Here is a 22,705-nt window from a genome sequence, read left to right as displayed (position 1 = left end):
CCCCGCAGCGCGCCGCAATGAGTCCGGCCAGCGCCGCTGACGGGCATTCGTACAATCACATTGGAGACGCCATGAACCGGGCATCCACTTTTCTCGTCTGGACGGCGGTCGCGCTATTGGGCGCGTTCTCGTTCGGCACCATTGCGCTTGCGCATGGCGAGCGGGTCAGCGCCCTCTGGGTCGTGATCGCCGCAGTCTGCGTCTATCTGATCGCTTACCGCTTCTACAGCCGCTTCATCGCGAACCATGTGGTGCAGCTCGACGGCCAGCGCATGACGCCCGCCGTGCGGCACAACGACGGCCTCGACTACGTGCCGACCAACAAGTACGTGCTGTTCGGCCATCACTTCGCGGCGATCGCGGGTGCGGGCCCGCTCGTCGGTCCCGTGCTCGCCGCGCAGATGGGCTACGCGCCCGGCATGCTGTGGATTCTCGCGGGCGTCGTGTTCGCGGGCGCAGTGCAGGACTTCATCGTGCTGTTCATCTCGACGCGCCGCGATGGCCGCTCGCTCGGCGATCTCGTGAAGATGGAGCTTGGCACGGTGCCCGGCGTGATCGCGCTGTTCGGCGCGTTCCTGATCATGGTGATCATCCTCGCCGTGCTCGCGCTGATCGTCGTGAAGGCGCTGACGAATTCGCCGTGGGGCACGTTCACCGTCGCCGCGACCATTCCCATCGCGCTCTTCATGGGCGTCTATACGCGCTTCATCCGGCCGGGCCGCATTGGCGAAGTGTCGGTGATCGGCTTCGTGCTGCTGATGGCTTCCATCGTGTTCGGCCAAAGCGTGCATGACTCCCCCACGCTCGCTGCATGGTTCACGTTCAGCGGCACACAGCTCACGTGGATTCTGATCGGCTACGGCTTCATTGCGTCGGTGCTGCCCGTGTGGCTGCTGCTTGCGCCGCGCGATTATCTGTCGACGTTCCTGAAGATCGGCACGATCCTCGGTCTTGCGATCGGCATTCTCGTCATCGCGCCGGAGCTGAAGATGCCCGCGCTGACGAAGTTCGTCGACGGCACGGGCCCCGTGTGGTCGGGCAACCTGTTCCCGTTCCTGTTCATCACGATCGCTTGCGGCGCGGTGTCGGGCTTCCACGCGCTGATCTCGTCGGGCACGACGCCGAAGCTGCTCGACAACGAAACCAACGCGCGCTTCATCGGCTATGGCGCGATGCTGATGGAATCGTTCGTGGCGATCATGGCGCTGGTGGCCGCCGCCGTGATCGAGCCGGGCATCTACTTCGCGATGAACGCACCCGCCGCCGTGCTCGGCACGACGCCCGACGCCGTCGCGCAGACCGTGTCGCAATGGGGCTTCGTGCTGACGCCTGACATGCTGACGCAGACCGCGAAGGCCGTCGGCGAAACCACGATCGTCGCGCGCGCCGGTGGCGCGCCGACGCTCGCGGTCGGCATGGCGCAGATTCTCCATCAGGTGATGGGCGGCGAAGCGATGATGGCGTTCTGGTATCACTTCGCGATCCTGTTCGAGGCGCTCTTCATCCTGACGGCCGTCGATGCGGGCACGCGCGCCGGACGCTTCATGCTGCAAGACCTGCTCGGCACGTTCCACCCCGCGCTCAAGCGCACGGAGTCGCTGCCCGCGAACCTGATCGCGACGGCACTGTGCGTCGCCGCGTGGGGCTACTTCCTGTATCAGGGCGTGGTCGACCCGCTTGGCGGCATCAATACGCTGTGGCCGCTCTTCGGCATTTCGAACCAGATGCTCGCGGGCATTGCGCTCGTGCTCGGCACGGTGGTGCTGTTCAAGATGAAGCGCGAGCGCTTCGCGTGGGTCACACTGGTGCCGACGGCATGGCTGCTCGTCTGCACGATGACGGCCGGCTGGCAGAAGATATTCGATGCGAATCCGAAGGTCGGTTTCCTCGCGCACGCCGCGAAGCTCGGCGCAGCCGCCGATGCGGGCAAGATCGTGGCGCCCGCCAAATCGATCGAACAGATGCACCGGATCATGTTCAACGACTATGTCGATGCGGCGCTCGCGGGGCTGTTCATTTTTGTCGTCGTGAGCGTGGTGGTGTATGGCGTGCTGGCGGTGGTGCGGGCGCGTCGTGCAGAGCGTCCGACCGTGCGCGAGACGCCGTTCGAGATACTGCCTTCGGGCCAGCGCGCAAGCGGTACGCACTGACCGGGGCGCGCGATGTTTTCCGGACTTCGTGATGATGTGCGCAACGCGGGGCGGTATCTCGGGCAAGCGATGCGGTTGATGGTCGGCTTGCCCGACTACGAGACGTACGTGGAGCACATGCGCGCGACGCATCCCGGTCGCGCGGTGATGAGTTATGAGGAATTCTTCCGCGAGCGACAGTCCGCGCGGTATGGAGGTGGCGCGGGGAAGTGTTGTTGATGAGGTTTCGGCCGCTGGCGCTGTTTGCTCTGCCGCTGGCGGTGTTTGCTCTTCCGCTATCGCTGTTTGCTCTGCCGCTGGCGGTGTTTGCTCTTCCGCTATCGCTGTTTGCTCTGCCGCTGGCGGTGTTTGCTCTGCCGCTGGCGGTGTTTGCTCTGCCGCTGGTGTTTGCTCTGCCGCTAGCGCTGTTTGCTCTGCCGCTGGCGCTGTGCTCTGCCGCTGGCGCTGTGCTCTGCCGCTGGCGCTGTGCTCTGCCGCTATCGCTGGCATCCGCGATGCGCCTCGCGGCGCGGGCGTCGCCCCTGTGCGGGGCGGCACTTACTTTCTTTGCCGCGGCAAAGAAAGTAAGCAAAGAAAGCCGCTCACCCCGCCAATGCTTGACCCTTATCCACGGGCTCTTGGCGTCCCCGCGCTTCGCATGGCAGCGTGCTGACTTTGCCCGTTGCCCGCGCGCTGATTGAACGCCTCACCCGCTTCATGCGTTCGCACAACTGCTAACCGTCCTGATGTTTCAGTGCCCTTTGCGGCAAACCCTATGTTGGTCGTCGCGCCTCTCAGGGCAGCGCTCTAACAGCGCAGAGACATCGCGCAGCGACGCTGTTCTGATCGCGCGAATGCCTACATAGGTTTGCCGCATGGGGGCGCCGGATAATCTGGGGCGTGGTCTGCAACGCGGGGGCATGAAGCGGGTGAGGCGCCGCTCAATGTGCAGGCAACGGGCGTGGGCGAGCACACTGCCGCAATAAACGTGGGGACGTTGGGGGCCCGTGGATAAACGTCAAGGGTTGGCGGGGTGAGCGGCTTTCTTTGCCTACTTTCTTTGCCGCGGCAAAGAAAGTAGGTGCCGCCCCGCACAGGGGCAACGCCCGCGCCGCGAGGCGCATCGCGGATGCCAGCGATAGCGGCAGAGCAAACAGCGCCAGCGGCAACCACACCATCACCGCCGCGCAGCGGCCACCGCCAATGGCCGGATCAACTCCGCATACTCCCGCTCAAGAAAAGGCGCCGCATGCTCGAGCAGGAAACGACGGAAAACCACACACGTCGGCGACAACTGCTTCGAACTCAAATGCACGATCTGCCACGTGCGTTCAACGGGCATTCCGTTCACATCCAGCAGCGCGATCTCCGCCGTCCGCAATTCAAGCGCAAGCGTATGCAACGAAATCAGACTCACGCCCATGCCCGCCATCACCGCCTGCTTGATCGTTTCGTTGCTGCCGAGCGTCACGCAGCGCGCAGGCGTGAATAGATGCTGCCGGAACGTATGTTCAGCGACGGCGCGCGTCCCCGACCCCGGCTCGCGCAGCAGGAAAGTGTCGCCCGCGAGTTCCTGCAGATCGAATCGGCGCGCAAGACGCAACGGATGCGTGACGGGCGCGATGATCACATGCGGATGATAGGCAAGCGGCTCGGCCGTCGTGCCGAGCTCGGGCGGCGGCCGGCCCATGATGGCGAGATCCGTCGCATTGTCATGTAGCAGCCGCAACAGCATCTCCCGATTGCCGACCGAGAAATGCACGTCGACCTTCGGATACTGCTTCGAATACAGCGCAAGCAGCTTCGGCGCAAAGTAGGTCGCGGAACTCACGATGCTCACGGCAATCGTCCCGCTATCGGCTTGCGCGAGCGAAGTCATCGTGTCCTCGGCGTCCTTGATCTCGCCGAGAATGCGGCTCGCGTGATGCGACAGGCGCTCACCCGCTTCCGTCAACGTCAGCCGCCGCGCGACCCGCTCGAAGAGCGGCATGCCGATGGCTTCTTCCAGCTGGCGGATCTGCATCGACACGGCAGGCTGCGTCAGATGCAGTTCCTCCGCCGCGCGCGCGAAGCTCGGCAAACGGCTCGCGATCACGAAGATCTGCAGTTGCCGCAGCGTCAGCGAGCGGATCAGATTCATGAAGCGGTTCCCATCGCGCAGCGGCGGGCAGCACGCGCCGCCGCGCGCCGATACGCGCAATAACCCGACTGCTTCAGCGACTCGCCCGTGGCCCGTTGGCAGGCTTCGTCGATGGCGACGACGCGCCGTGCGCGGGCGGCTGCAGCTTGCGCAACGCGCCTTCGTAGCTCAGCGATTCCGTTTTCAGCGGATGCGCGAAATCGTCGTTGGCGCCGGGCACATCGGTGCGCAGCAGCGACACGCCGCCGGGCACGCCATCGGCGAGCACGAACGTATAACGCTTGCTCGTGAACTTCGGGAAGCGCTGTGCGTTCGGATCGTTCAGATACGGCTGAATCACGATCTTGTGCGCCTTCACGGGCTTGCCGTCCAACTGGACCGTCGCCTCGGTGATGGGCGGCCCCGCCGCCAGCGCGAGCCGCACGCGCTGCTGGAAATAGCGCCGCTGGCCGCCCGTCAACTGCTCCATCTCCGCGATGTCGCGTTCGAGAAAATACAGGATCACAGGATTGCACGGCAGATTCGCAGGCAATTGCACCTTCCCGCTCGCGTCGCTCACGGTCGCGTCGCTGTCCACGTTATCCGCGCTCGCGACGAGCACCCGGATCCGGTCCGTCCGCTTGTCGGGCGGCGCGGATACGACGAGCGAGTAATCGAGCTCCGTCTGCGGTGCGACACCATGCAGATGAGGCGTAAGAAACAGCAGCTTTTCGGCGGGCGCGATCGGGGTCGTGTCGGCCTGGGTGGTGTCGGCCGCCATCGCGGGGTGCAACGCCCACTGCGGCATCATCAGCGACATCATCAACGAAGAAGCGAGCGCCGCGCGCGCCGTCACGCCGCGCGCGGAAAGCGCACGGCAAAACGCACACGAAAGCGCAAGCGCGCGCACGCGCGCACCTGCTCCGCGAGCGCGGATCATTTCGGCGCTTCCGATGCGACGGGCGCGCTCGCCAGCGGCAGCAGCGGCACCTCGTAGCTGATCAGAATCTGATTGATCGTGTCCTGATGCGAGCCGATCCACTGGTCGATCTTGTCCCGCCACGCCTTCTCGCCATAGCGCACGCCCATCGAGATTTCATAGTCGAAACGGATGCCCTGCTGCGGCGGAAATGGCACGAGCTTCACGCGATCGCCTTCGCGCTTCGCGAAGTAGCCCGCAATCGGCCCCCAGATGAACACGGCATCGACATTGCCCTTCGCGAGGTCATGCTGGATCATCTCGCCGGGGAACGCATTCGGGTCGCCGCTTTGCGCCTGATACGACACCGCCTGGTCGATCAGATTGTTGGTCAGCAGCCAGTCGACAGCGGGCGTCTGCGAAAAAATGCCGAGCCTGAGCTTCTTGAGCTGGTCGGGCGGCAGCTTCAGCAGATCGGACGGCGTGTTGATATTCGCGAACTCGGGGCGCTTGACGAACACCATCGCGTACGTCGAATGCAGCCAGGGCCGCGTCGTCGATGTCATGTCGTAGCCGTGCGGCACTCCGATGATGAGGTCGCATTTGAACTGCTCGGTGTTGGGCACCTTGTCGCGCAGCGTATGGCGCACGAAACCCATGCGCTGCGGAAAATACGTGTATTCGAGCTGGTAGCCGAAGTCTTTGGCCATCGCGGCCGCGATCTTGTTCTCATAGCCCTCGCCTTTGTCGTTCGACAACGGCATGTTGTTCGGGTCCGCGCATACGCGCAGCACCTTGTCCGCGCCGTCGTTGTTCGGCAGATCCGGCGCGTTTGTGCCCTGCGCGCGAGCACAAGGCGTGAGCGCCCAGGCGCAGCAGAGCGCCAGCGTGGCACAGGCAACTCGGACGGCGGAATTTCTGCGATCGGACATGACGGTCTCCTGGGTTTGCGTCATGCGAAGCGCGGCGCGATCCATCTCACGACGGCGCGTCACGCAGCATCGCACGAGGTCACTGTGCTCACTTTGCATCGATCGCCTTCAGGTCGCCTGGCTCAATCTTGCCGTCGGAGCGGCCCTTCAGGTACGCGTAGAGGTTTTCCCAGTTCTTCTGCATCATCTGGCTCGTACTGAAGTCGGGCATGCCCTTGTCGACCCGCCCGCCGAACACGGTGCGATGAAACTCGTTCTTGTCCAGCGTCTTGAAGGCTTCGATCAGCGACGGACCGACAAGGCCTTCCTGCTTTGCGCCGTGGCAGCGTTCACAGGCGAGCGCGCGCCAGGTCTTCCATCCCAGCAGCGTATCGTTGTCGACCTTGTTGCCGTCGACGACCTTGTAGGCGACCTTCTGGACCTGGGGCGCGTCCGACGACTGCCCCCAGCTTTCGGTCATGACAACAGGTAAAGCGCACAACACCAGTGACGCACCTGCAAGCGACAGCACAACGCGGCCTTTCATGCGTTCGTCTCCCTTTTTGCGATCACGCTACATGGGGGCGTGATCCCGATTGAAGCTGCTCTTCGACTGCAACCAGGCGGCCGTGCGGCGCGCATGCGGCGCGCCGCCGGCGCCCGTTCGATGTTTTGTCACAGCCGAAGACCGCGTGCAGGCGCCTTCGGCCGCGTTACTGCTGCGAAACTGCCGGACGGCGTTCGCGTTCAGCCGTTCGTTCCGCCCGGAATGGCGAAGATGAACAGCGTGCCGCCAAGCGCCGTGTACTTCGCCAGCGCGCGGTAGCCGCCGACGGCGCCCAGGCCTTCCGTCGACTTTTCGAGGCCGGCCGCCATGCCGATGCCCGCCCAGCCGCCGATGCCCGAATACACGCCGACGTACTGCTTGCCCTGATACTCATACGTGAAGACGTTGCCGATAATCCCCGACGGCGTCTTGAACTTCCACAGCTCCTTGCCGTCCTTGATGCGCACTGCCTTGATGTAGCCTTCCAGCGTGCCGTAGAAGACGATGCCGCCTGCCGTGGCGAGCGCGCCCGACCACACGGAGAAGCGCTCGGGCTTCGACCAGACGATCTTGCCCTTCGCCGCATCCCACGCGATGAAGTTGCCCATCGCGCCGTTTTCGTTAGGACCGGGATACATCGACAGCGTCGCGCCTACATACGGCTGACCCGACACGTAATCGACGTCGAACGGCTCGTAGTCCATGCAGACGTGGTTGGTCGGCACGAGGAACAGGTTCGACGACGGATCGAACGCGGCCGGCTGCTCGTCCTTCGATCCGAGCGCCGCCGGGCAAATGCCCTTGACGTTGTGATCGGGACCCGCCTTTTGCGTCGAGTAGGCAGCGTTGCGGATCGGCAGGCCGCTTTGCAGATCGACGCGATCAGCCCAGTTCACGGCCGGGTCGTACTTGCTCGCGACCAGCAGTTCGCCCGTTTCGCGATTCAGCGTATAGCCGAAGCCGTTGCGGTCGAAGTGCACGATGGCGGGCACCTTCTTGCCGTTCATCGGAATGTCGGAGAGGATCATTTCGTTGACGCCGTCATAATCCCATTCGTCGTGCGGCGTCATCTGATAGACCCACTTCGCCTTCCCCGTATTCAGATCGCGTGCGAAGATCGACATCGACCATCTGTTGTCGCCGGGGCGCTGCGTCGGATTCCACGTGCCCGGATTGCCCGTGCCGTAGTAGACAAGGTTGAGCTTCGGGTCCCACGCGTACCAGCCCCATGTGGTGCCGCCGCCGAGCTTCCACTGATCGCCCTTCCAGCTCTTGATCGACGAGTCCGCGCCGACGGGCTGCAACTTGCCGTCGGCCCAGGTCATCGTCTGCTGCGGGTCGAGCAGCATCTCGTTGTCGGGCCCTGTGCTGTAGGCCTTCCACACTTCCTTGCCCGTCTTGATGTCATAGGCGATCAGGCGGCCGCGCACGCCGAACTCTCCACCGGAGATGCCCGTCAGCACCTTGTCGCCGAATACGTGCGGCGCATTGGTGTTGGTTTCACCCGCCTTCGGATTGCCGTTCTGCGCCTTCCACACGACTTCGCCTGTCTTCGCGTTCAGCGCGACGAGCGTTGTGTCGGCCTGTTGCAGGAAGATCTTGCCGTCGCCATACGCGAGCCCGCGGTTGACGGTGTCGCAGCACATCACGGAAATCACGGCAGCGTCCTGCTTCGGCTCGTACTGCCACAGGAAGGTCTGGTCCTTCAGGTTGACCGCGATGACCTTGTTGGGGAACGGCGAGTGGATATACATCGTGTCGCCGATCACGAGGGGCGAGCCTTCGTGACCGCGCAGCACGCCCGTCGACATCGTCCATGCGACTTGCAGCTTGCCGACATTGCCTTCGTTGATCTGCTTGAGCGGGCTGTAGCGGTGATTCGAATAGTCACCTGCCTGCGCCGCCCAGTTCGATGGGTTCTTGATCAGCGAGTCCAGTTGCGGATCGGCATAAGCCAGGAACGAGTTCAGCGCCGTCGCAACCAACACCGCCAGTCCGAGAACCAGGGTGCGTACGTTCATGTCTCCTCCAGATGGGTGATACTGGGTTGAATCCGTCCAGTTACCGATGACACGCTACCGTGTGCTCCAGCCGCGCCTCTGGATGCAGGTAACGCCTGAGCTGCGCCGGGTCCATTGCCCGGCTCATGCGTATGACGGCGGTTTGCATATTCCATGCCGGTCGATGCGGCGCGGCGCCATGCGGCCTGCCGGCGTCAACGTGTGGCGCTTCGCCACGGACGGCGGGACATTCTGTGTCAGATACGCAATACATCAGCGGGGTCGCATCCGTGCCTGATGGCCGCCTGTCAGCCATTTCGCGATCCTGCTTTGCAAACCGGATACGGGGACTAAGCTTCCCTATGCGACACCCATCTCACGAGACGAGCGGAGGTCCGCCATGGCGCAAAGCGAACAGGTGTATTCCGACGAGGAAGTCCAGAAGAAACTCGAAGGTCCGTTGCAGCACTGGTATATGGAGGACGGCTGGCTGCGGCGCAAATACCGCACGGAAAGCTGGAAGGGCACACTGATGGTCGTCAACACGGTCGGCCATCTCGCCGAGGCGGCGTGGCATCACCCGGATCTGACCGTGTCGTATGCATTTGTCGTCGTCAAGCTGAAGACGCATTCCGCGAAGGGGATCACCGACAAGGACTTCGCGCTCGCCCGCAAGATCGAGGAAGTGATCCAGTGGCAGCCGGGCAAGGAAGGCGGGCCGCTCGAAGGCACACCGTCGGACGATCAGCGCTTCCGCTATATCAAGTACGACGCGCCGAAGGCTTGACGGCGCATCGGCGGCTTTCGAGGCTTTGATTCGGGTTCGATGCGGCGTCGATGCGGCTTGAGGCCGTCGGCTGCCTCGGCGGCGGCGCGTGACACGCCGTCACGCCGCCGCCCATCGCTGTGCCGCATCTGACACGCGATGTCGCGGCGAGCGCGCGCCATGCCGCGTTCATGCCGCGTTCATGCCGCGCTCATGCCGCGCTCATGCCGCGTACATGCCGCGCTCATGCCGCGTTGCGCCCGCGTCCATGCCACGTTCCGCCGCGCACGTGCGCCAGCGCCCGCGAGCGCGCGCACGCACGCCCGCCCGCGCCGCAGCGCCAATGGTACGGCTCTTGCCTGAGACCTGGATGCCGCGCACCGCTGCGGCGGTACATCAGGCCGTACCCATGCACATTCGAAAAGGAAGCTTTCGCATGCGGATGCCATCCGAACGCTCGTCGGCCCTGCCTGCCATCTCGGCGATCACCGTGGAAGCACCCGGCCGGCTGCATATGGGCTTTCTCGATCCCGGCGGCTCGCTCGGACGCGCGTTCGGCAGCGTCGGCCTTGTCATCGAAGGATGTGGCACGCGCGTCACCGCGCGGCACGCCGACGACATGCGTGTCGAAGGCGCGCTCACCGACGCGCAGCACGAGCGCATCGCCCGCTACCTCGCACTGCTGCACGACGCATACGGCGGCCCGCCCGCTTCGATCGAACTCGACCAGGCCGCGCGCCCGCACTGCGGCATCGGCTCCGGCACGCAGCTCGCGCTGGCCGTGGGCACCGCATACGCGCGCCTCGCCGGCATTTGCGCGACGACGGCGGAACTCGCGCAACGGCTCGGGCGAGGCGCGCGCTCCGGCATCGGCGTGCTGGGTTTCGATCACGGCGGACTGATCGTCGACGGCGGTCCCGGCCGCGCGACGACGTCTTCACCGGCACGCGCGGGATCGCGCGAGGCGCACGCGGCCGCGTTGCCGCCGCTCGTCTCACGCCAGCCGTTTCCCGACGACTGGCGCATCGTGCTGATCGACGACACCACGCGCGCAGGTCTGCATGGCGACGAAGAGCGGCGCGGCCTCGCCGCACTGCCGCCCTTCCCCGAGGCGCTGGCCGCGCGCGTCTGTCATCAGTTGCTGATGCGCGTGCTGCCCGGCATCGCGCAATCCGACTTCGACGCGTTCGCCGCGGGTGTCACCGCGATCCAGCAGTCGATCGGCGGATATTTCGCGCCCGTGCAGGGCGGTGTCTATTCGAGCCCTGCCGTCGCGGCGGCGATGCAGGCCATCGCCGCGAAACAGCACGCGGGCGTCGGCCAGAGCTCGTGGGGACCGACAGGCTTTGCGATCGTGCAAAGCTCGCGCCACGCCGATGAAGCGCTTGCGGCAGCGCGCGCGGCGACGCGCGCATTTCCCGGCATCGTGTGCTCCGTCACGCGCGGCCGCAATCACGGCGCGCGCTTCTATGCCGTGCAGCAGCCGCACTTCGGCATCGACGCATGATGAGCCGGACGGCCCGCGCCCGCCGCTGGATCGAATGAGTGCGCGCCAGCCCGTCGCGCACGCCCCGCTACCGACTACGAATGAGCCGACGCCATGTCCCAAACCACTGAAAGGCCTTACATCCTGCACATGTTCACGCCGACGCCGCAGATGAGTCCGTTCGACGTCAACATGGCGGCCGATGCCGGTTATCAGATTCTCGTGCCGTACTGCGACGTCGACGTGCGCAACGTCGTGCAGCTGACCCAGGACGCCATCTTTTCGCGCGGCCCGAAAGGCGTGTCGCGCACGGGCATCTTCATCGGCGGGCGCGACGTGATGCTCGCCGCCGACATGCTCGAACGCGCGCGCGAAGCGATGGTGCCGCCGTTCGAAGTCTCCGTGTTCGCCGACCCGAGCGGCGCGTACACGACGTCAGCGGCGCTCGTCGCGCTCGTCGAGGCACATCTGAAAGCGCAGTACGGCGACGAGTTCAAGGGCAAGCAGGTGCTGGTCCTCGGCGGCACGGGCGCGGTGGGCCGTGTCACCGCGGCGATCTCCGCGACGCTCGGCGCACAGGTCGTGATCGCGAGCCATTCCGACGCGGCGCGCGCCCAGCGCGCGAGCCAGGACATCGACGAGCGGTTCGGCGTCAAGACGTCGGGCCTGGGCACGGGCACGCGCGAGTCGCTGCACGCCGCGCTCGCACACGCGGATATCGTCTTCGCGACGGCGGCAGCGGGAGTGCAGATCGTGAGCGCCGCCGATCTCGCACAGGCACAGCGGCTGGTGATCGCCGCCGACGTCAACGCCGTGCCGCCCGAGGGCATCGCGGGCGTCAACGTGATGGACGACGGCAAGCCGCTCGCGGGCGCGGCGCGGCCCGACGCGATCGGCATCGGCGCACTGGCGATCGGCAACGTGAAGTACCAGGTCGAACATCGTCTGTTCACGCGCATGCGAACGGCGGGCAAGGCCGCCTATCTGGGCTTCGCGGAAGCATTCGACGAAGCGCGCGCGGTCGTCGCCGAGCGCAGCTAGCGCAGGAGGCGATACGATGCACGCATCGTCCGTGATGACGGGCCGCCTTGCCGCAGCGCGTGCGCGTGTTGCCGCATGCACGCCGTTCGTCGCGGTCGCGGGCCTGTCCGCGCGCATGCTGGCGCAGTCCGCCGCGCAGGCGGGCTATCAGGTGGCGGCGCTCGACGTGTTCGGCGACCGCGACACACGCCGTTACGCGAAGCTGTGGATCGATATCGGCGGCGCCCGTCTGTCGATCGATCCCGACAAATTGCACGCCGCGCTCGAGCGGGTCACACGGCTGCCGCGCCTGTTGGGCTTGATTGCGGGCAGCGGCACGGAGCCCCATCTGGCCGCGCTGCACCGCATGTCACGCCTGCCGCGGCTGATCGGCAGCGATGCGCACGCGACGGCCACGGTGCGCGATCCGGCGCGCTTCTTCGCGTTGCTCGACGAGCTTGGCATCGCGCATCCCGAGGTCGCCTTCGAGCGGCCCGCACACCCCGGAGGATGGCTGCGCAAGCACGCTGATGGCTGCGGCGGCACACATGTTGTTCCGCTCGGCAATGCAGACGAACATTCGTCCGGCTATTTTCAGCGTGTGCAAAAGGGACTGCCGATGTCGGCGCTCTTTCTCGCTGCGCGGCGCGAAGTATCGATCGTCGGCTTTGCGGAGCACCGCTGCATCGCGAGCGGCGCGTTGCCGTATGTGCACGCGGGGTCGCTCGGGCCCGTCGATCTGCCCGCCCGGATCGCCGGGCAGATCGATTACGCCGTCCGCTCGATTGCCGCGCGCGCCAGCCTGCGCGGACTCAACAGCCTCGATTTTCTGCTGGACGGCGACGCGATCAGCGTGCTCGAAATCAACGCGCGCCCGTCGTCGACGATGGCGCTGTACGAGCGCGCATCGCGCGATGCATGGCCGCGCGGCCTCGTCGCCGCGCATATCGACGCCTGCCTGCACGAGCGCCTGCCCGGCGGGCGCAACGGCGCGCCGCAATGCCGCGTCGCACAACAGGTCGTCTTCGCAGCCCACACGCTGAGCGTCACGCGCCGCTTGAGCGACACCCTCTTCGTCGACCCCGTCTGCCACGACATTCCGAACCGGGGCACGCGGATCGAAGCGGGCCAGCCCGTCTGCACAGTGCTCGTGACGGGCGACTCGACGGCCGCGCTGTCACGCGAACTGCAACGCCACACGCAACGCCTGCTGCAACGTCTTTCGCCAACCATCGACACCCGTACCGAGCCCTGCCATGAACTCGTCGACACACACGGCTGAATCCGGCGGCAGCGCGTCGCCGCCCATCGCCCGCGACGCGCCCAGCGTCAACGCGCTCGCCGCGCCGCTCGTCGCGCAATTGCTCATCGACGCGGCGCGGCTGCGCATCGCGTCGTCGCGCCACGCGTTCGGGCCGACGATCGTCGATGCGGGCGTCGCGGCAGCGGGCGGCGTCGAAGCGGGCGTGATGATCGCGCGCATCTGCATGGGCGGCCTCGGCCGCGTCGAGACGCGCGCGAGCAGCGAGCACGAGCCGCTCTGGCCTGCGACGATCGAAGTCCACACGTCCGCGCCCGTGCTCGCCTGCCTCGGCAGCCAGTACGCGGGCTGGAGCCTTTCGGCGACGCGCGAGCAGAACCACGGCAACAAGTTCTTTTCGCTCGGCTCGGGCCCGGCGCGCGCGCTAGCCGGCAAGGAGACGCTTTTCGACGAGCTCGGCTATCGCGACGTCCATGACGCGGGCGTGCTCGTGATGGAAGTCGGCCAGCCGCCGCCGCAAGCGGTGCTCGAAAAAATCGCCGGCGACTGCGCTCTCGCGCCCGAGCGGCTGACCGTGATCGTCACGCCGACACAGTCTGTCGCGGGCACGGTGCAGATCGTCGCGCGCGTGGTCGAAGTCGCGCTGCACAAGACACATGTGCTCGGCGTGCCGCTCGGCGAGATCGTCGAAGCGAGCGGCACCGCGCCGCTGCCGCCGCCCGCGCCCGATGCGCTTGCCGCGATGGGCCGCACCAACGACGCGATCCTCTACGGCGGGCGCGTGCATCTGACCGTGACCCGCGACGCCACCGCGCGGCGGCTCGCGGCCGAATTGCCGTCGTCGAACTCGCGCGACTACGGACGGCCGTTCGCCGACATCTTCGCGTCGTTCAACCACGACTTCTATCAGATCGATCCGTCGCTGTTCGCGCCCGCCGAGGTGTGGGCCAGCAGTCTCGAAAGCGGCGCGACGTATCGCGGCGGGCGGCTCGACGGCGCGCTGCTGCATGCGCTGTGGCAAGGCGATGCGTTCGACGCGGCCAGCGAGCCGGCCGCCGCGCCGGGCACGCCGGGCGTCACCAGTACGGGGGCGCCATGAGCGATGCCGCCGTCGCGTCTGGACTGCGCGTCGCGATCATGACGGACGAGACCGGCTGGCACACGGGCCGGCTCAAGAAGGCGTTCCGCGCGCGCGGCGTGGACGCGCGCTGCGTCGATCTCGCCGCATGCCGCATCGACACGTCATGGTCGCCGTATGGCGTCGCGATTCCGGGCTTCGCGCGCGAGGTGCCCGACGCCGTCTTCGTACGCGGCATCGCGGGCGGCACCTTCGAACAGGTGACGCTGCGCCTGGGCATCCTGCACGCGCTGCGCGAGTGCGGCGTGCCCGTCTACAACGATGCGCGCGCCATCGAGCGCAGCGTCGACAAATCGATGACGAGCTTTTTGCTGCACCGCGCGGGCGTGCCGACGCCGCCCGCCTGGGCGACGGAATCGGCGGCGTTCGCGCAACGCGTGCTGATGCGCGAAACGGCGGCCGCCCGCCAGGTCGTGATGAAGCCGCTGTTCGGCTCGCAGGGCAAAGGGCTGCGGCGGCTCGGCTCGCAAGCGACACGCGCCGGCGCGTGCGGTTCGCTGACGCCGCTGCCCTCCCTGCGCAGCTATCAGCAGGTCGCGTATCTGCAGCGCTTCGTCGGCACGGCCCGCGCGCGGCGCGCGGGCTTCGACTGGCGCGTGCTGGTGATCGGCGGCCGTGCGGTGGCCGCGATGCGGCGCAGCGGCGGGCGCGGCTGGATACACAACGTCGCACGCGGCGCGCGCTGCGAGCCTTGCGCGCTCGAACCGACGCTCGCTGCCATCGCCGAGCGCGCGGCGGCGGCACTCGGGCTCGACTATGCGGGCGTCGACCTGATCCCCGACCCTTCGATGCCCGATGACGCCGGCGTGCCGCTCGTGCTCGAAGTGAACGGCGTCGCGGCATGGCGGGGGCTGCAATCGGTGACATCCGTCGATATCGCGGCGGCGCTCGCCGACGATCTGCTCGACCGCAAGCTCGCCGCGAGCCGCGCGTCGACGGTGCCCGTCGTGCCGATCCATGCGGGCCGCTGACGATCCCCTCGCGCGCGCGCCTGACGCGTTTCTGCGCGCCTGCCGTCTCGATGTCGAAACGGCGAAGCCCGGCAACGTCAGCATCGCGAGCCCGGGGCACGGGATGGACGCGACGCAATTCATCGACAGCGCCGAGGCCGCCGCGCCCGCATTGTTCACGCGCGGCGCGAGCGTCGGCGCGCGCATTCTCGGCGCCGTGACGCGCACGCGGCAGGTCGCGGGATGCAACACCAATCTCGGCATCGTGCTGCTCGTCGCGCCGCTTGCCGCCGCGCTCGAAGCCGCGTGCGAGGCGAGGTGCGAAGCGGGCTGCGAGGGGGCATGTGAAGCAGGATGTGAAGCCCGGTGCGAGGCGGGATGTGAAGCGGGATGTGAAGCAGGCTGCGAAGCGGGATGCGAAGCAGCGCCGCCGGACGCCGCGCGCTGGCAGGCGTGTGTCGGGCGCGTGCTGGCCGCGCTCACGGTGGACGACGCGCGCGCCGCCTATCGCGCGATCGCGCTCGCAAACCCCGGCGGGCTCGGCGACGCGCCCGAGCAATCCGTGCACGCGCCGCCCACCGTCGATCTGCGCGCGGCGATGTCGCTCGCGGCGGGGCGCGACAGCATCGCGCGCCAGTATGCGAACGGCTTTGCGGACATCTTCGGCGCGGGCCTCGACGCGCTCGCCATATCGCCGCGCGCGAGCCCGGCCGCGCTCACGCTCGATGTGTTTCTGACATTCCTCGGCACGTGGCCCGACTCGCACATACTGCGCAAGCATGGCGCGGCCGTGGCGCAAAGTGTCACGGGCGAGGCACGCGAGCGTCACGCGCAATGGCGCCGTGAAGGCGATGCCGCATCCGCCGCGCGGCTCGATGCATGGGACGCCGAACTGAAGGCCCGGCGCGTCAACCCAGGCACGAGCGCCGATCTGACCGTGGCGACGCTGTTCGTCGCAGCCCTGCTCGATCCGCCGCGCTTCGCGGCCGAACGCGCGTGAACGCATCGGCATCGCGATTGGCATGGTTCCTGTTAGACGGGAACGCGGTGCGTCCCCCTCATACAACGCGCGGCGGGTGGCCACGCGTCGCGAGTTCGTCCCACGTCGACAGACCCAAATCACTGGAGGAACAGCATGGCCAAGATCAACCGCGTCCTGGTAGGCGAGTCGCTTATCGGCGAAGGCAATGAAGTCGCCCACATCGACTTGCTGATCGGACCGCGAGGCTCCGCCGCCGAATCGGCGTTTTGCCACGCGCTCACCAACAACAAGGATGGCTTTACTTCGCTACTCGCCGTCGTCGCGCCGAATCTGATGACGAAACCCAATACCGTGATGTTCAACAAGGTGACGATCAAGGGCGCGAAGCAGGCCGTGCAGATGTTCGGCCCGGCGCAGCACGCCGTCGCGCTCGCCGTCGCGGATTGCGTCGAGGACGGCACGATCCCGAAGGAGGAAGCCGACGACCTGTTCATCTGCGTCGGCGTCTTCATCCACTGGGAAGCCGACGACGACAAGAAGATCCAGGAGTTCAACTACAAGGCGACGCGCGAGGCGCTCCAGCGTGCGGTGGCAGGCGAGCCGAACGCTGCTGAAGTCGTCGGGAAGAAGTCGAGCGTTGCGCATCCGTTCGCGCCGAACTAGGCGCGCGGTATGCATGTGCAGCAGTGTCGCGCGCGGGCCGCGGCGGGACGGGCAGAGTACAGCCGCGCCTCGCGCCGCGCGCGCCTGATGGACGAATGCAGAACCCTACGCTAAAGGCTTTGACATGACCTCACGTTATCGCGCGCGCATGGCTGTCGCGGCGTTCGCGTGCGTTGCAGTGATTCCCCTTCGCGCGTCGGCGGCAGACGCCGGTGGCGCCAACGCGCCCGCGAAGGGCTACGACTACCCGACGCAAGGCCGCGTCGAATACGTGCTCGGCTGCATGGACGAAAAGGGCCACGATTTCGCCAATGTCTACAAGTGCTCATGCACGATCGACAAGATCGCGGCCGCGCTTCCGTACGACGATTACGTCGAGCAGATGACGTTCTCGAAGTACGCGACGCTCGGCGGCGAGGGCGGCAACGAGTTCCGCGTCGACCGGGCGCGCGCGCAGACGAAGAAATACCGCGCGTTGCAGGAAGAGGCGTATCAGGCGTGCGGGCTCGCTAAGCCCTCGCCTTCCGCGTCGAAGTAAGCGGCGCGAGCCTGCGTGCCGAAAGCATCGGGCACACACGATGCATACGTCTCATCCGAAACGTTCGCTGCTGTTCCCGCTGCTGTTCCTTTCGATGACCACGCCGACGGCGGCGACATCGTCGAATTTGGCCGGCTTGCACAGCTTCACGCGGACCCAATGGGCGCCGAACCGGGCGATCAGCAGTTGCGCGATCCGCTCAGCCAGCGCCTCCAGCAGCTGCACTTTGTGCGTTGCAAGAAGCGCGTGCAGCTCGGCGCGCACAGCGGCGTAATTGATCGTGTCGCCGATCTGATCGGTCTCGCAGGCACGCAGCGACGGCACACCGATCGCGAGATCCAGCTGCACGGGCTGCGGCTTATGCAGTTCGCTCGAATCGATGCCGATGATCGTCTGCGCGACGAAGCCCTCGATATAGACGATATCGAGCGCGGCACGCGGCACCTGTGCGGGCTGCGGACGCGCGCTCGACGGCAGCACGACAGTGAAATGAACGGGACTGCTGGCTGGATTGAAACGGTCCATGTGAAAGCTCCGGCATAGGCCGCGCCGTCGGGCGCATCGTCGGTCATGAAGCCGCGCGTCGTGCCGCGGCGCATCGTCCGGTCGCGGTTCGGCCGTCGCCGCCGCAAACCCCCTCGACGATGCGAAGCAAAAAGCAGGCGCACCGCGAATCACTGGTACGACTATTTATTGATGTATCGCCATACGAGTTGTACAGTGTTTGCAGAATGCTCAGGAACGGATTCAATCGACATAACAGTCCAGCAATTCATACGCCATACGCGCGCGCAAGACGCGCGGCACGTCGGGAAGCAAGCGGGGAAATACACATAGATCAGCGCAGGCCCGCCGTCCAGCGACAGCGATGGGCACCGGGCCGGGCGCAACGGAGACGCCCCTCATGTCATCGCTCGTTGACATAGATTCGCACGTCCGGGATGTACTGAACATCGTCAACAACCAGCCTGCCACGTGCACGATGAGCCCCTCTGTCGCGCAGTCGTGGACACGCTGTCTTGTCGATTTCGGTCTGGACCCTGGACGCTTCGTCATGCCGCCCGTGCTCACGCAGCACGAGCTGACCCTGCGCCGTGAATCAGCCGGCGATCTGATCGCCTGCTCGAAGCTGGAAATGACCACGCTGTATCAACAGCTCGCCGACCCGGATCTGGCCGTGATCCTCGTCGATGCGAACGGCGTGATCGTCCATCAGGTTTCGTCGGTGCCGTTCGGCGAGACGGTGGCCGCCGACGGCTTGCGCGTCGGCGCCGTGTGGAGCGAACGCGAGGCGGGCACGAACGGCATGGGCACATGCCTGACGGAACGCGAATGTCTCGCTGTCTATCAGCACGAGCATTTCTATCCGCGCTATACGGCCCTTACCTGCTCGGCTGCGCCCATCTTCGACGAGCGCGGCGAGATCGTCGGCGTGCTCGACGTGACGAGCCGCTCGAAGATGCTGCAGCAGCATTCCCTCGTGCTGGTCGGCATGTCGCGGCAGATGATCGAAAACCGTCTGATCGATTCGCGCTACCGCCGCGCGAACACGATCCACTTTCATAGCCGGCCCGAATTCGTCGGCACGCTGCACGCGGGCAAGCTCGCCGTCGATGACGAAGGCATCGTGCTCGCCGTCAATCGCAGCGCGCTGTTCCAGCTCGATCTGCGCTCGCCCGACCAGCTGTGCGGCAAGCGGATCGAGGAGGCGTTCAGCGCGACGCTCGAAGACATGATCGCGCGCAGCATTCGCGGCTCGTTCCACCCGATCACCGTGTACAGCGCGCACGCCAACAACCGCTTCTTCCTGATCGCGCAGACGCCGCGCGACGCGACGGCGATGCCGGGCACGAACCAGGTGGCGTCGAGCGCGCGCGGGCCGTGGAGCGACGTGACGCTCAACCGCGGCGCGCGTGCGAAGAGCCCGCGCGAGGCCCGCGACGCGAAGCCCGCGGCAGCGGGACTCGACAAGCTGTCACACCTGGAGTTCGGCGACCCGCGCATGGCCGCTCAAAGCCAGCTGGCCGCGCGCGTGATCCAGCGCAAGATCCCGATCATCCTGCGGGGCCAGACGGGCACAGGCAAAGAGGTGTTCGCGAACGCGCTGCACAGCATCAGTCCGAATGCGGCGGGCACATTCGTCGCGGTGAACTGCGCATCGCTGCCCGAGACGCTGATCGAAAGCGAACTGTTCGGCTATCGCGCGGGCGCGTTCACGGGCGCGCAGCGCGAAGGACGGCGCGGCAAGATCGTGCAGGCCAGTGGCGGCACGCTGTTCCTCGACGAAATCGGCGACATGCCGATGGCCTTGCAGGCGCGGCTGCTGCGCGTGCTGGAGGAGCAGGAGGTCACGCCTCTAGGCGCGGAAACCACGATCAAGGTGGATTTCCAGCTGATCAGCGCGAGCCACCGCAATCTGCTCGATCTGGTGCAGCGCGGGCTGTTCCGCGAAGACCTGTACTACCGGCTCAACGGCATCGAAATCAATCTGCCGCCGCTGTGCGAGCGCGCCGACCTGCTGCCGTTGATCCAGCATCTGCTTGAAAGCGAGTCCGACGATCCGCCGGAACTTAGCGCCGAAGCGCGCCATGTGCTGCTCAACTACGCGTGGCCGGGCAACATCCGCCAGTTGCGGCACGTGCTGCAAATGGCGATTGCGTTGTGCGACGGGCCCGATATCCGCTGCGCGCATTTGCCCGTGGAAATCGTCGATGACGTCAACGGCACGCCCGCGCGCGCTTCGTCGGAGATAGCCGCGCAAACGGCGCGAGTGCCGGCGCCGCCGTTCGACGACGACGTCGACCTGTCGGCGCTCAACGCGATCCAGATCAAGGAACGCGAAACGGTGCTCGCGTTGCTCGACGAACATCGCTGGAACGTGAGCAACGTGGCGAAGACGCTGGGCATCAGCCGCAACACGCTATATCGGAAGATGCACAGACTGCACATCCGGCTGTCGCACGACGGCACGCAGCCTTGCGCCGACGACGCCGCGCCCGCCAAATGATCCACGCATGAGCGCACCGTCGCCCGCCCGCCGCCCCGGCGAATTTCGCCCCGACGCGCGCTTCGCGTGGTGCATCACAGGTTCGGGCCATATGCTCGAAGAATCGATCGACATCGCGCTCGCGCTGCCGGGCGTCGAGCTGTTTCTGTCCGCGGCCGGCGAAGAAGTGCTGCCGCTGTACGGCTGGCCCGTCACGCGGTTGCGCGAGCACTTTCGCGTGATGCGCGACAACAGCGCGAGCAGCGTGCCCGTCGGCATGCTGTACGAGGGCTTCTATCACACCGTCGTGATCGCACCCGCCACCAGCAACACGGTCGCCAAATGCGCGTTCGGCATCTCCGACACGCTGCCGACCAATCTTTACGCGCAAGCGGGCAAGCAGTGCGTGCCCGGCATCGTTTTCGCATGCGACACCGAGCCGAGCGTCATCACGCAGAGCCCGCACGAATGGGTCGAAGTGCGCCCGCGCGCGATCGAACTGGAGAACGTCGAACGGCTCGCGCGCATCGAATACACGAGCGTCGCGCGCTCGCTCGACGAACTGCGCGCGGCATTGAGCGATCGGCTATCGAAACTCGGGCTCGCATGGAACACATCGTCTTCCTGACCGGCAGGCTGGCCGAGCAAAGCGTCGTGCAGGTGCTGACAGGCATGATCGACGCGCCGTTCACGTGGGAAGTGCGCGAGATCGGCCTGCAGGTCGCCGCGCTGATGACGGCCGACATGATCCGCCGGCGCGTCGCGCTGCCGCTCGCCGCCGACCGGATGATCGTGCCCGGACGCTGCCGCGGCGATCTCGCGGCGCTGAGCGAGCACTTCGGCATACCCGTCGAGCGCGGTCCGGAGGAGGCGAAAGACTTGCCGCAGCACTTCGGCCACGCGGCCCGCAAGTTCGATCTGTCGCGCTACACGACGCAAATCTTCGCGGAGATCGTCGATGCGCCGAGGCTCGATCTCGACGGCATCGCGGCCCGCGCAAAGCAGTATGCGCAGCAAGGCGCGGACGTGATCGATATCGGCTGTCTGCCCGATACGCCGTTTGCGCATCTCGAAGACGCCGTGCGCATGCTGAAGGCGCAAGGCTACCGTGTGAGCGTCGATTCGATGGTTACGGATGAACTGCTGCGCGCAGGCCGCGCGGGCGCCGACTACCTGATGAGCCTGAACGCCGACACGCTATGGATCGCAGACGAAGTGAGCGCGACGCCTGTCGTCGTCGCACGCGAGCCGCGCGATACGGCTTCCCTGCATCAGGCCATCGATACGCTCGTGGCGCGCGGCAAGCCCTTTCTCGCCGATCCCATCCTCGATCCGATTCCGTTCGGCTTTGCGGCGTCGATTGCGCGTTATGTCGCGCTGCGCGAGCGCTATCCCGACATCGCGATCATGCTTGGCATTGGCAATCTCACGGAATTGACGGAAGCCGATACGAGCGGGATCAATGCGGTGCTGCTCGGCATTGCCGCCGAGTTGCGGGTATCCGCCGTACTGACGACCTCCGTCAGCCTGCACGCGCGGCGGGCGGTGCGCGAGGCGGACGTCGCGCGGCGCGTGATGGAGGCCGCGCACGAAGCGCAGGTGTTGCCGAAGGGCATCGACGCCGATCTTTGCGCGTTGCACGCGAAGCGTCCGTTTCCGTACGACGCTGATGAAATTGCCGCGTTCGCCGCACAGGTGCGCGATCCGAACTTCCGCGTGCAGGTCACGACGGACGGCATTCATGTGTACAACCGCGAAATGCACGTGGTCGAAGAGGATCCGTTTGCGCTCTATCCGCATCTGAAGCTCGAACACGATGGCGGACATGCGTTTTATATGGGTGTGCAGACGGCGCGCGCCGAGATCGCGTGGCAGTTGGGAAAGAGGTTCGATCAGGATCAGCAACTGGACTGGGGATGCCAGGTTGAGAGGCCCGCGGAGGATCTCGATGTGTGGTGTGCGCCGGGCGCGACGATGAAAAAGGAATAGGCTTGCTGTTGGCGCTGTCGCGGGCGAGCCTTTGCGATTCGTGGTTTGATTTGAGTTTTTGCCGCTATCGCTGGCATCCTTCGCGATTGCGGTTTGTTTTGCCTTTGCGCTGGCATCCGCGATTGCGGGTTGCCTTTGCCGCTGTCGCTGGCATCCGCAATGCGCCTCGCGGCGCGGGCGTTGCCAGCGATTGCGGGTTGCCTTTGCCGCTGTCGCTGGCATCCGCGATTGCGGGTTGCCTTTGCCGCTGTCGCTGGCATCCGCGATTGCGGGTTGCCTTTGCCGCTGTCGCTGGCATCCG

Annotated in this window: 22 protein-coding genes; 16 read left to right on the top strand and 6 right to left on the bottom strand. The window is 66.2% G+C overall.

Features of this window, described 5'->3' with window-relative positions; genetic code table 11:
- Positions 1-71 precede the first annotated feature (71 nt).
- From J8I87_RS10730 to J8I87_RS10720, 3 genes are read left to right on the top strand one after another with little or no spacing between them, the layout of a single operon-like run.
- Positions 72-2,150, top strand: coding sequence for a carbon starvation CstA family protein (locus J8I87_RS10730; RefSeq protein WP_209931432.1), 2,079 nt, complete (start codon positions 72-74; stop codon positions 2,148-2,150).
- 12 nt (positions 2,151-2,162) lie between these two features.
- Entirely contained in the window at positions 2,163-2,369 is a 207-nt protein-coding gene (locus J8I87_RS10725) for a YbdD/YjiX family protein (protein ID WP_209931431.1), read from the top strand.
- Positions 2,360-2,830, top strand: coding sequence for a hypothetical protein (locus J8I87_RS10720; RefSeq protein ID WP_209931430.1), 471 nt, complete (start codon positions 2,360-2,362; stop codon positions 2,828-2,830). The genes J8I87_RS10725 and J8I87_RS10720 overlap by 10 nt, the downstream gene beginning before the upstream one ends.
- Positions 2,831-3,306: 476 nt before the next feature.
- On the opposite strand, the gene J8I87_RS10715 is transcribed toward J8I87_RS10720, so the two are convergent.
- The 5 genes from J8I87_RS10715 to J8I87_RS10695 form a co-directional block, all read right to left on the bottom strand.
- The gene (locus tag J8I87_RS10715; protein WP_209931429.1) at positions 3,307-4,269 is read right to left on the bottom strand and encodes a LysR family transcriptional regulator; all 963 of its coding nucleotides are present in this window, start codon (positions 4,267-4,269) and stop codon (positions 3,307-3,309) included.
- A gap of 73 nt (positions 4,270-4,342) precedes the next feature.
- A complete protein-coding gene (locus tag J8I87_RS10710) occupies positions 4,343-5,188 on the bottom strand; it encodes a hypothetical protein (RefSeq protein ID WP_209931428.1) in 846 nt (281 codons plus the stop codon).
- Positions 5,185-6,099 carry a substrate-binding domain-containing protein gene (locus J8I87_RS10705; protein WP_209931427.1) on the bottom strand — a complete coding sequence of 305 codons (915 nt, stop codon included), beginning with the start codon at positions 6,097-6,099 and terminating at the stop codon, positions 5,185-5,187. The genes J8I87_RS10710 and J8I87_RS10705 overlap by 4 nt, the downstream gene beginning before the upstream one ends.
- Before the next feature lie 88 nt (positions 6,100-6,187).
- Complete coding sequence (locus J8I87_RS10700; RefSeq protein ID WP_209931426.1) at positions 6,188-6,625, bottom strand: c-type cytochrome; 438 nt, start codon at positions 6,623-6,625, stop codon at positions 6,188-6,190.
- Positions 6,626-6,825: 200 nt separating this feature from the next.
- Positions 6,826-8,646 (bottom strand): methanol/ethanol family PQQ-dependent dehydrogenase, encoded by a 1,821-nt coding sequence (locus J8I87_RS10695; protein WP_209931425.1) that lies wholly within the window; start codon positions 8,644-8,646, stop codon positions 6,826-6,828.
- Between the two features lie 379 nt (positions 8,647-9,025).
- Here J8I87_RS10695 and J8I87_RS10690 point away from each other — a divergent pair, with 379 nt between their 5' ends.
- The 9 genes from J8I87_RS10690 (at position 9,026) to J8I87_RS10650 (ending at position 17,429) form a co-directional block, all read left to right on the top strand.
- Positions 9,026-9,412 carry a 4a-hydroxytetrahydrobiopterin dehydratase gene (locus tag J8I87_RS10690; RefSeq protein WP_209931424.1) on the top strand — a complete coding sequence of 129 codons (387 nt, stop codon included), beginning with the start codon at positions 9,026-9,028 and terminating at the stop codon, positions 9,410-9,412.
- Positions 9,413-9,827: 415 nt separating this feature from the next.
- Positions 9,828-10,898 (top strand): beta-ribofuranosylaminobenzene 5'-phosphate synthase family protein, encoded by a 1,071-nt coding sequence (locus J8I87_RS10685; protein WP_209931423.1) that lies wholly within the window; start codon positions 9,828-9,830, stop codon positions 10,896-10,898.
- Positions 10,899-10,991: 93 nt separating this feature from the next.
- Positions 10,992-11,918: an NAD(P)-dependent methylenetetrahydromethanopterin dehydrogenase gene (locus J8I87_RS10680; RefSeq protein WP_209931422.1), complete on the top strand. Its 927-nt coding sequence runs from the start codon at positions 10,992-10,994 to the stop codon at positions 11,916-11,918.
- A 34-nt stretch (positions 11,919-11,952) separates the two neighbouring features.
- Entirely contained in the window at positions 11,953-13,179 is a 1,227-nt protein-coding gene (locus J8I87_RS10675) for an ATP-grasp domain-containing protein (RefSeq protein ID WP_209931570.1), read from the top strand.
- On the top strand, positions 13,154-14,257 hold the full coding sequence (mch, locus tag J8I87_RS10670; RefSeq protein WP_209931421.1) for a methenyltetrahydromethanopterin cyclohydrolase: 1,104 nt from the start codon (positions 13,154-13,156) through the stop codon (positions 14,255-14,257). The genes J8I87_RS10675 and mch overlap by 26 nt, the downstream gene beginning before the upstream one ends.
- Complete coding sequence (locus J8I87_RS10665) at positions 14,254-15,267, top strand: RimK family alpha-L-glutamate ligase (RefSeq protein WP_209931420.1); 1,014 nt, start codon at positions 14,254-14,256, stop codon at positions 15,265-15,267. The genes mch and J8I87_RS10665 overlap by 4 nt, the downstream gene beginning before the upstream one ends.
- The gene (locus J8I87_RS10660; RefSeq protein WP_209931419.1) at positions 15,254-16,246 is read left to right on the top strand and encodes a triphosphoribosyl-dephospho-CoA synthase; all 993 of its coding nucleotides are present in this window, start codon (positions 15,254-15,256) and stop codon (positions 16,244-16,246) included. The genes J8I87_RS10665 and J8I87_RS10660 overlap by 14 nt, the downstream gene beginning before the upstream one ends.
- A gap of 135 nt (positions 16,247-16,381) precedes the next feature.
- Positions 16,382-16,891 (top strand): formaldehyde-activating enzyme, encoded by a 510-nt coding sequence (gene fae / locus J8I87_RS10655; RefSeq protein ID WP_209931418.1) that lies wholly within the window; start codon positions 16,382-16,384, stop codon positions 16,889-16,891.
- Between the two features lie 124 nt (positions 16,892-17,015).
- Entirely contained in the window at positions 17,016-17,429 is a 414-nt protein-coding gene (locus J8I87_RS10650; protein WP_209931417.1) for a hypothetical protein, read from the top strand.
- A gap of 51 nt (positions 17,430-17,480) precedes the next feature.
- Here J8I87_RS10650 and J8I87_RS10645 read toward each other — a convergent pair whose 3' ends face one another.
- Positions 17,481-17,954 (bottom strand): dihydroneopterin aldolase, encoded by a 474-nt coding sequence (locus J8I87_RS10645; RefSeq protein WP_209931416.1) that lies wholly within the window; start codon positions 17,952-17,954, stop codon positions 17,481-17,483.
- 379 nt (positions 17,955-18,333) lie between these two features.
- Between J8I87_RS10645 and J8I87_RS10640 the strand changes: the two genes are divergently transcribed.
- The 4 genes from J8I87_RS10640 to J8I87_RS10625 form a co-directional block, all read left to right on the top strand.
- The gene (locus J8I87_RS10640) at positions 18,334-20,436 is read left to right on the top strand and encodes a sigma-54-dependent Fis family transcriptional regulator (protein ID WP_209931415.1); all 2,103 of its coding nucleotides are present in this window, start codon (positions 18,334-18,336) and stop codon (positions 20,434-20,436) included.
- A gap of 7 nt (positions 20,437-20,443) precedes the next feature.
- Positions 20,444-21,043, top strand: a complete 600-nt coding sequence (locus J8I87_RS10635; RefSeq protein WP_209931414.1) for a flavoprotein — start codon at positions 20,444-20,446, stop codon at positions 21,041-21,043.
- Positions 21,022-22,404, top strand: a complete 1,383-nt coding sequence (locus tag J8I87_RS10630) for a DUF6513 domain-containing protein (protein ID WP_209931413.1) — start codon at positions 21,022-21,024, stop codon at positions 22,402-22,404. The genes J8I87_RS10635 and J8I87_RS10630 overlap by 22 nt, the downstream gene beginning before the upstream one ends.
- Positions 22,371-22,705: hypothetical protein (locus J8I87_RS10625; RefSeq protein WP_209931412.1), on the top strand; the 335-nt coding region annotated here is incomplete at its 3' end. The genes J8I87_RS10630 and J8I87_RS10625, both read left to right, overlap by 34 nt.

This window comes from Paraburkholderia sp. LEh10 (assembly GCF_017814945.1).
Lineage (GTDB): Bacteria > Pseudomonadota > Gammaproteobacteria > Burkholderiales > Burkholderiaceae > Paraburkholderia.
Note: the sequence above shows the minus strand (reverse complement) of the source record. Positions and strands in the feature narration are given on the sequence as shown.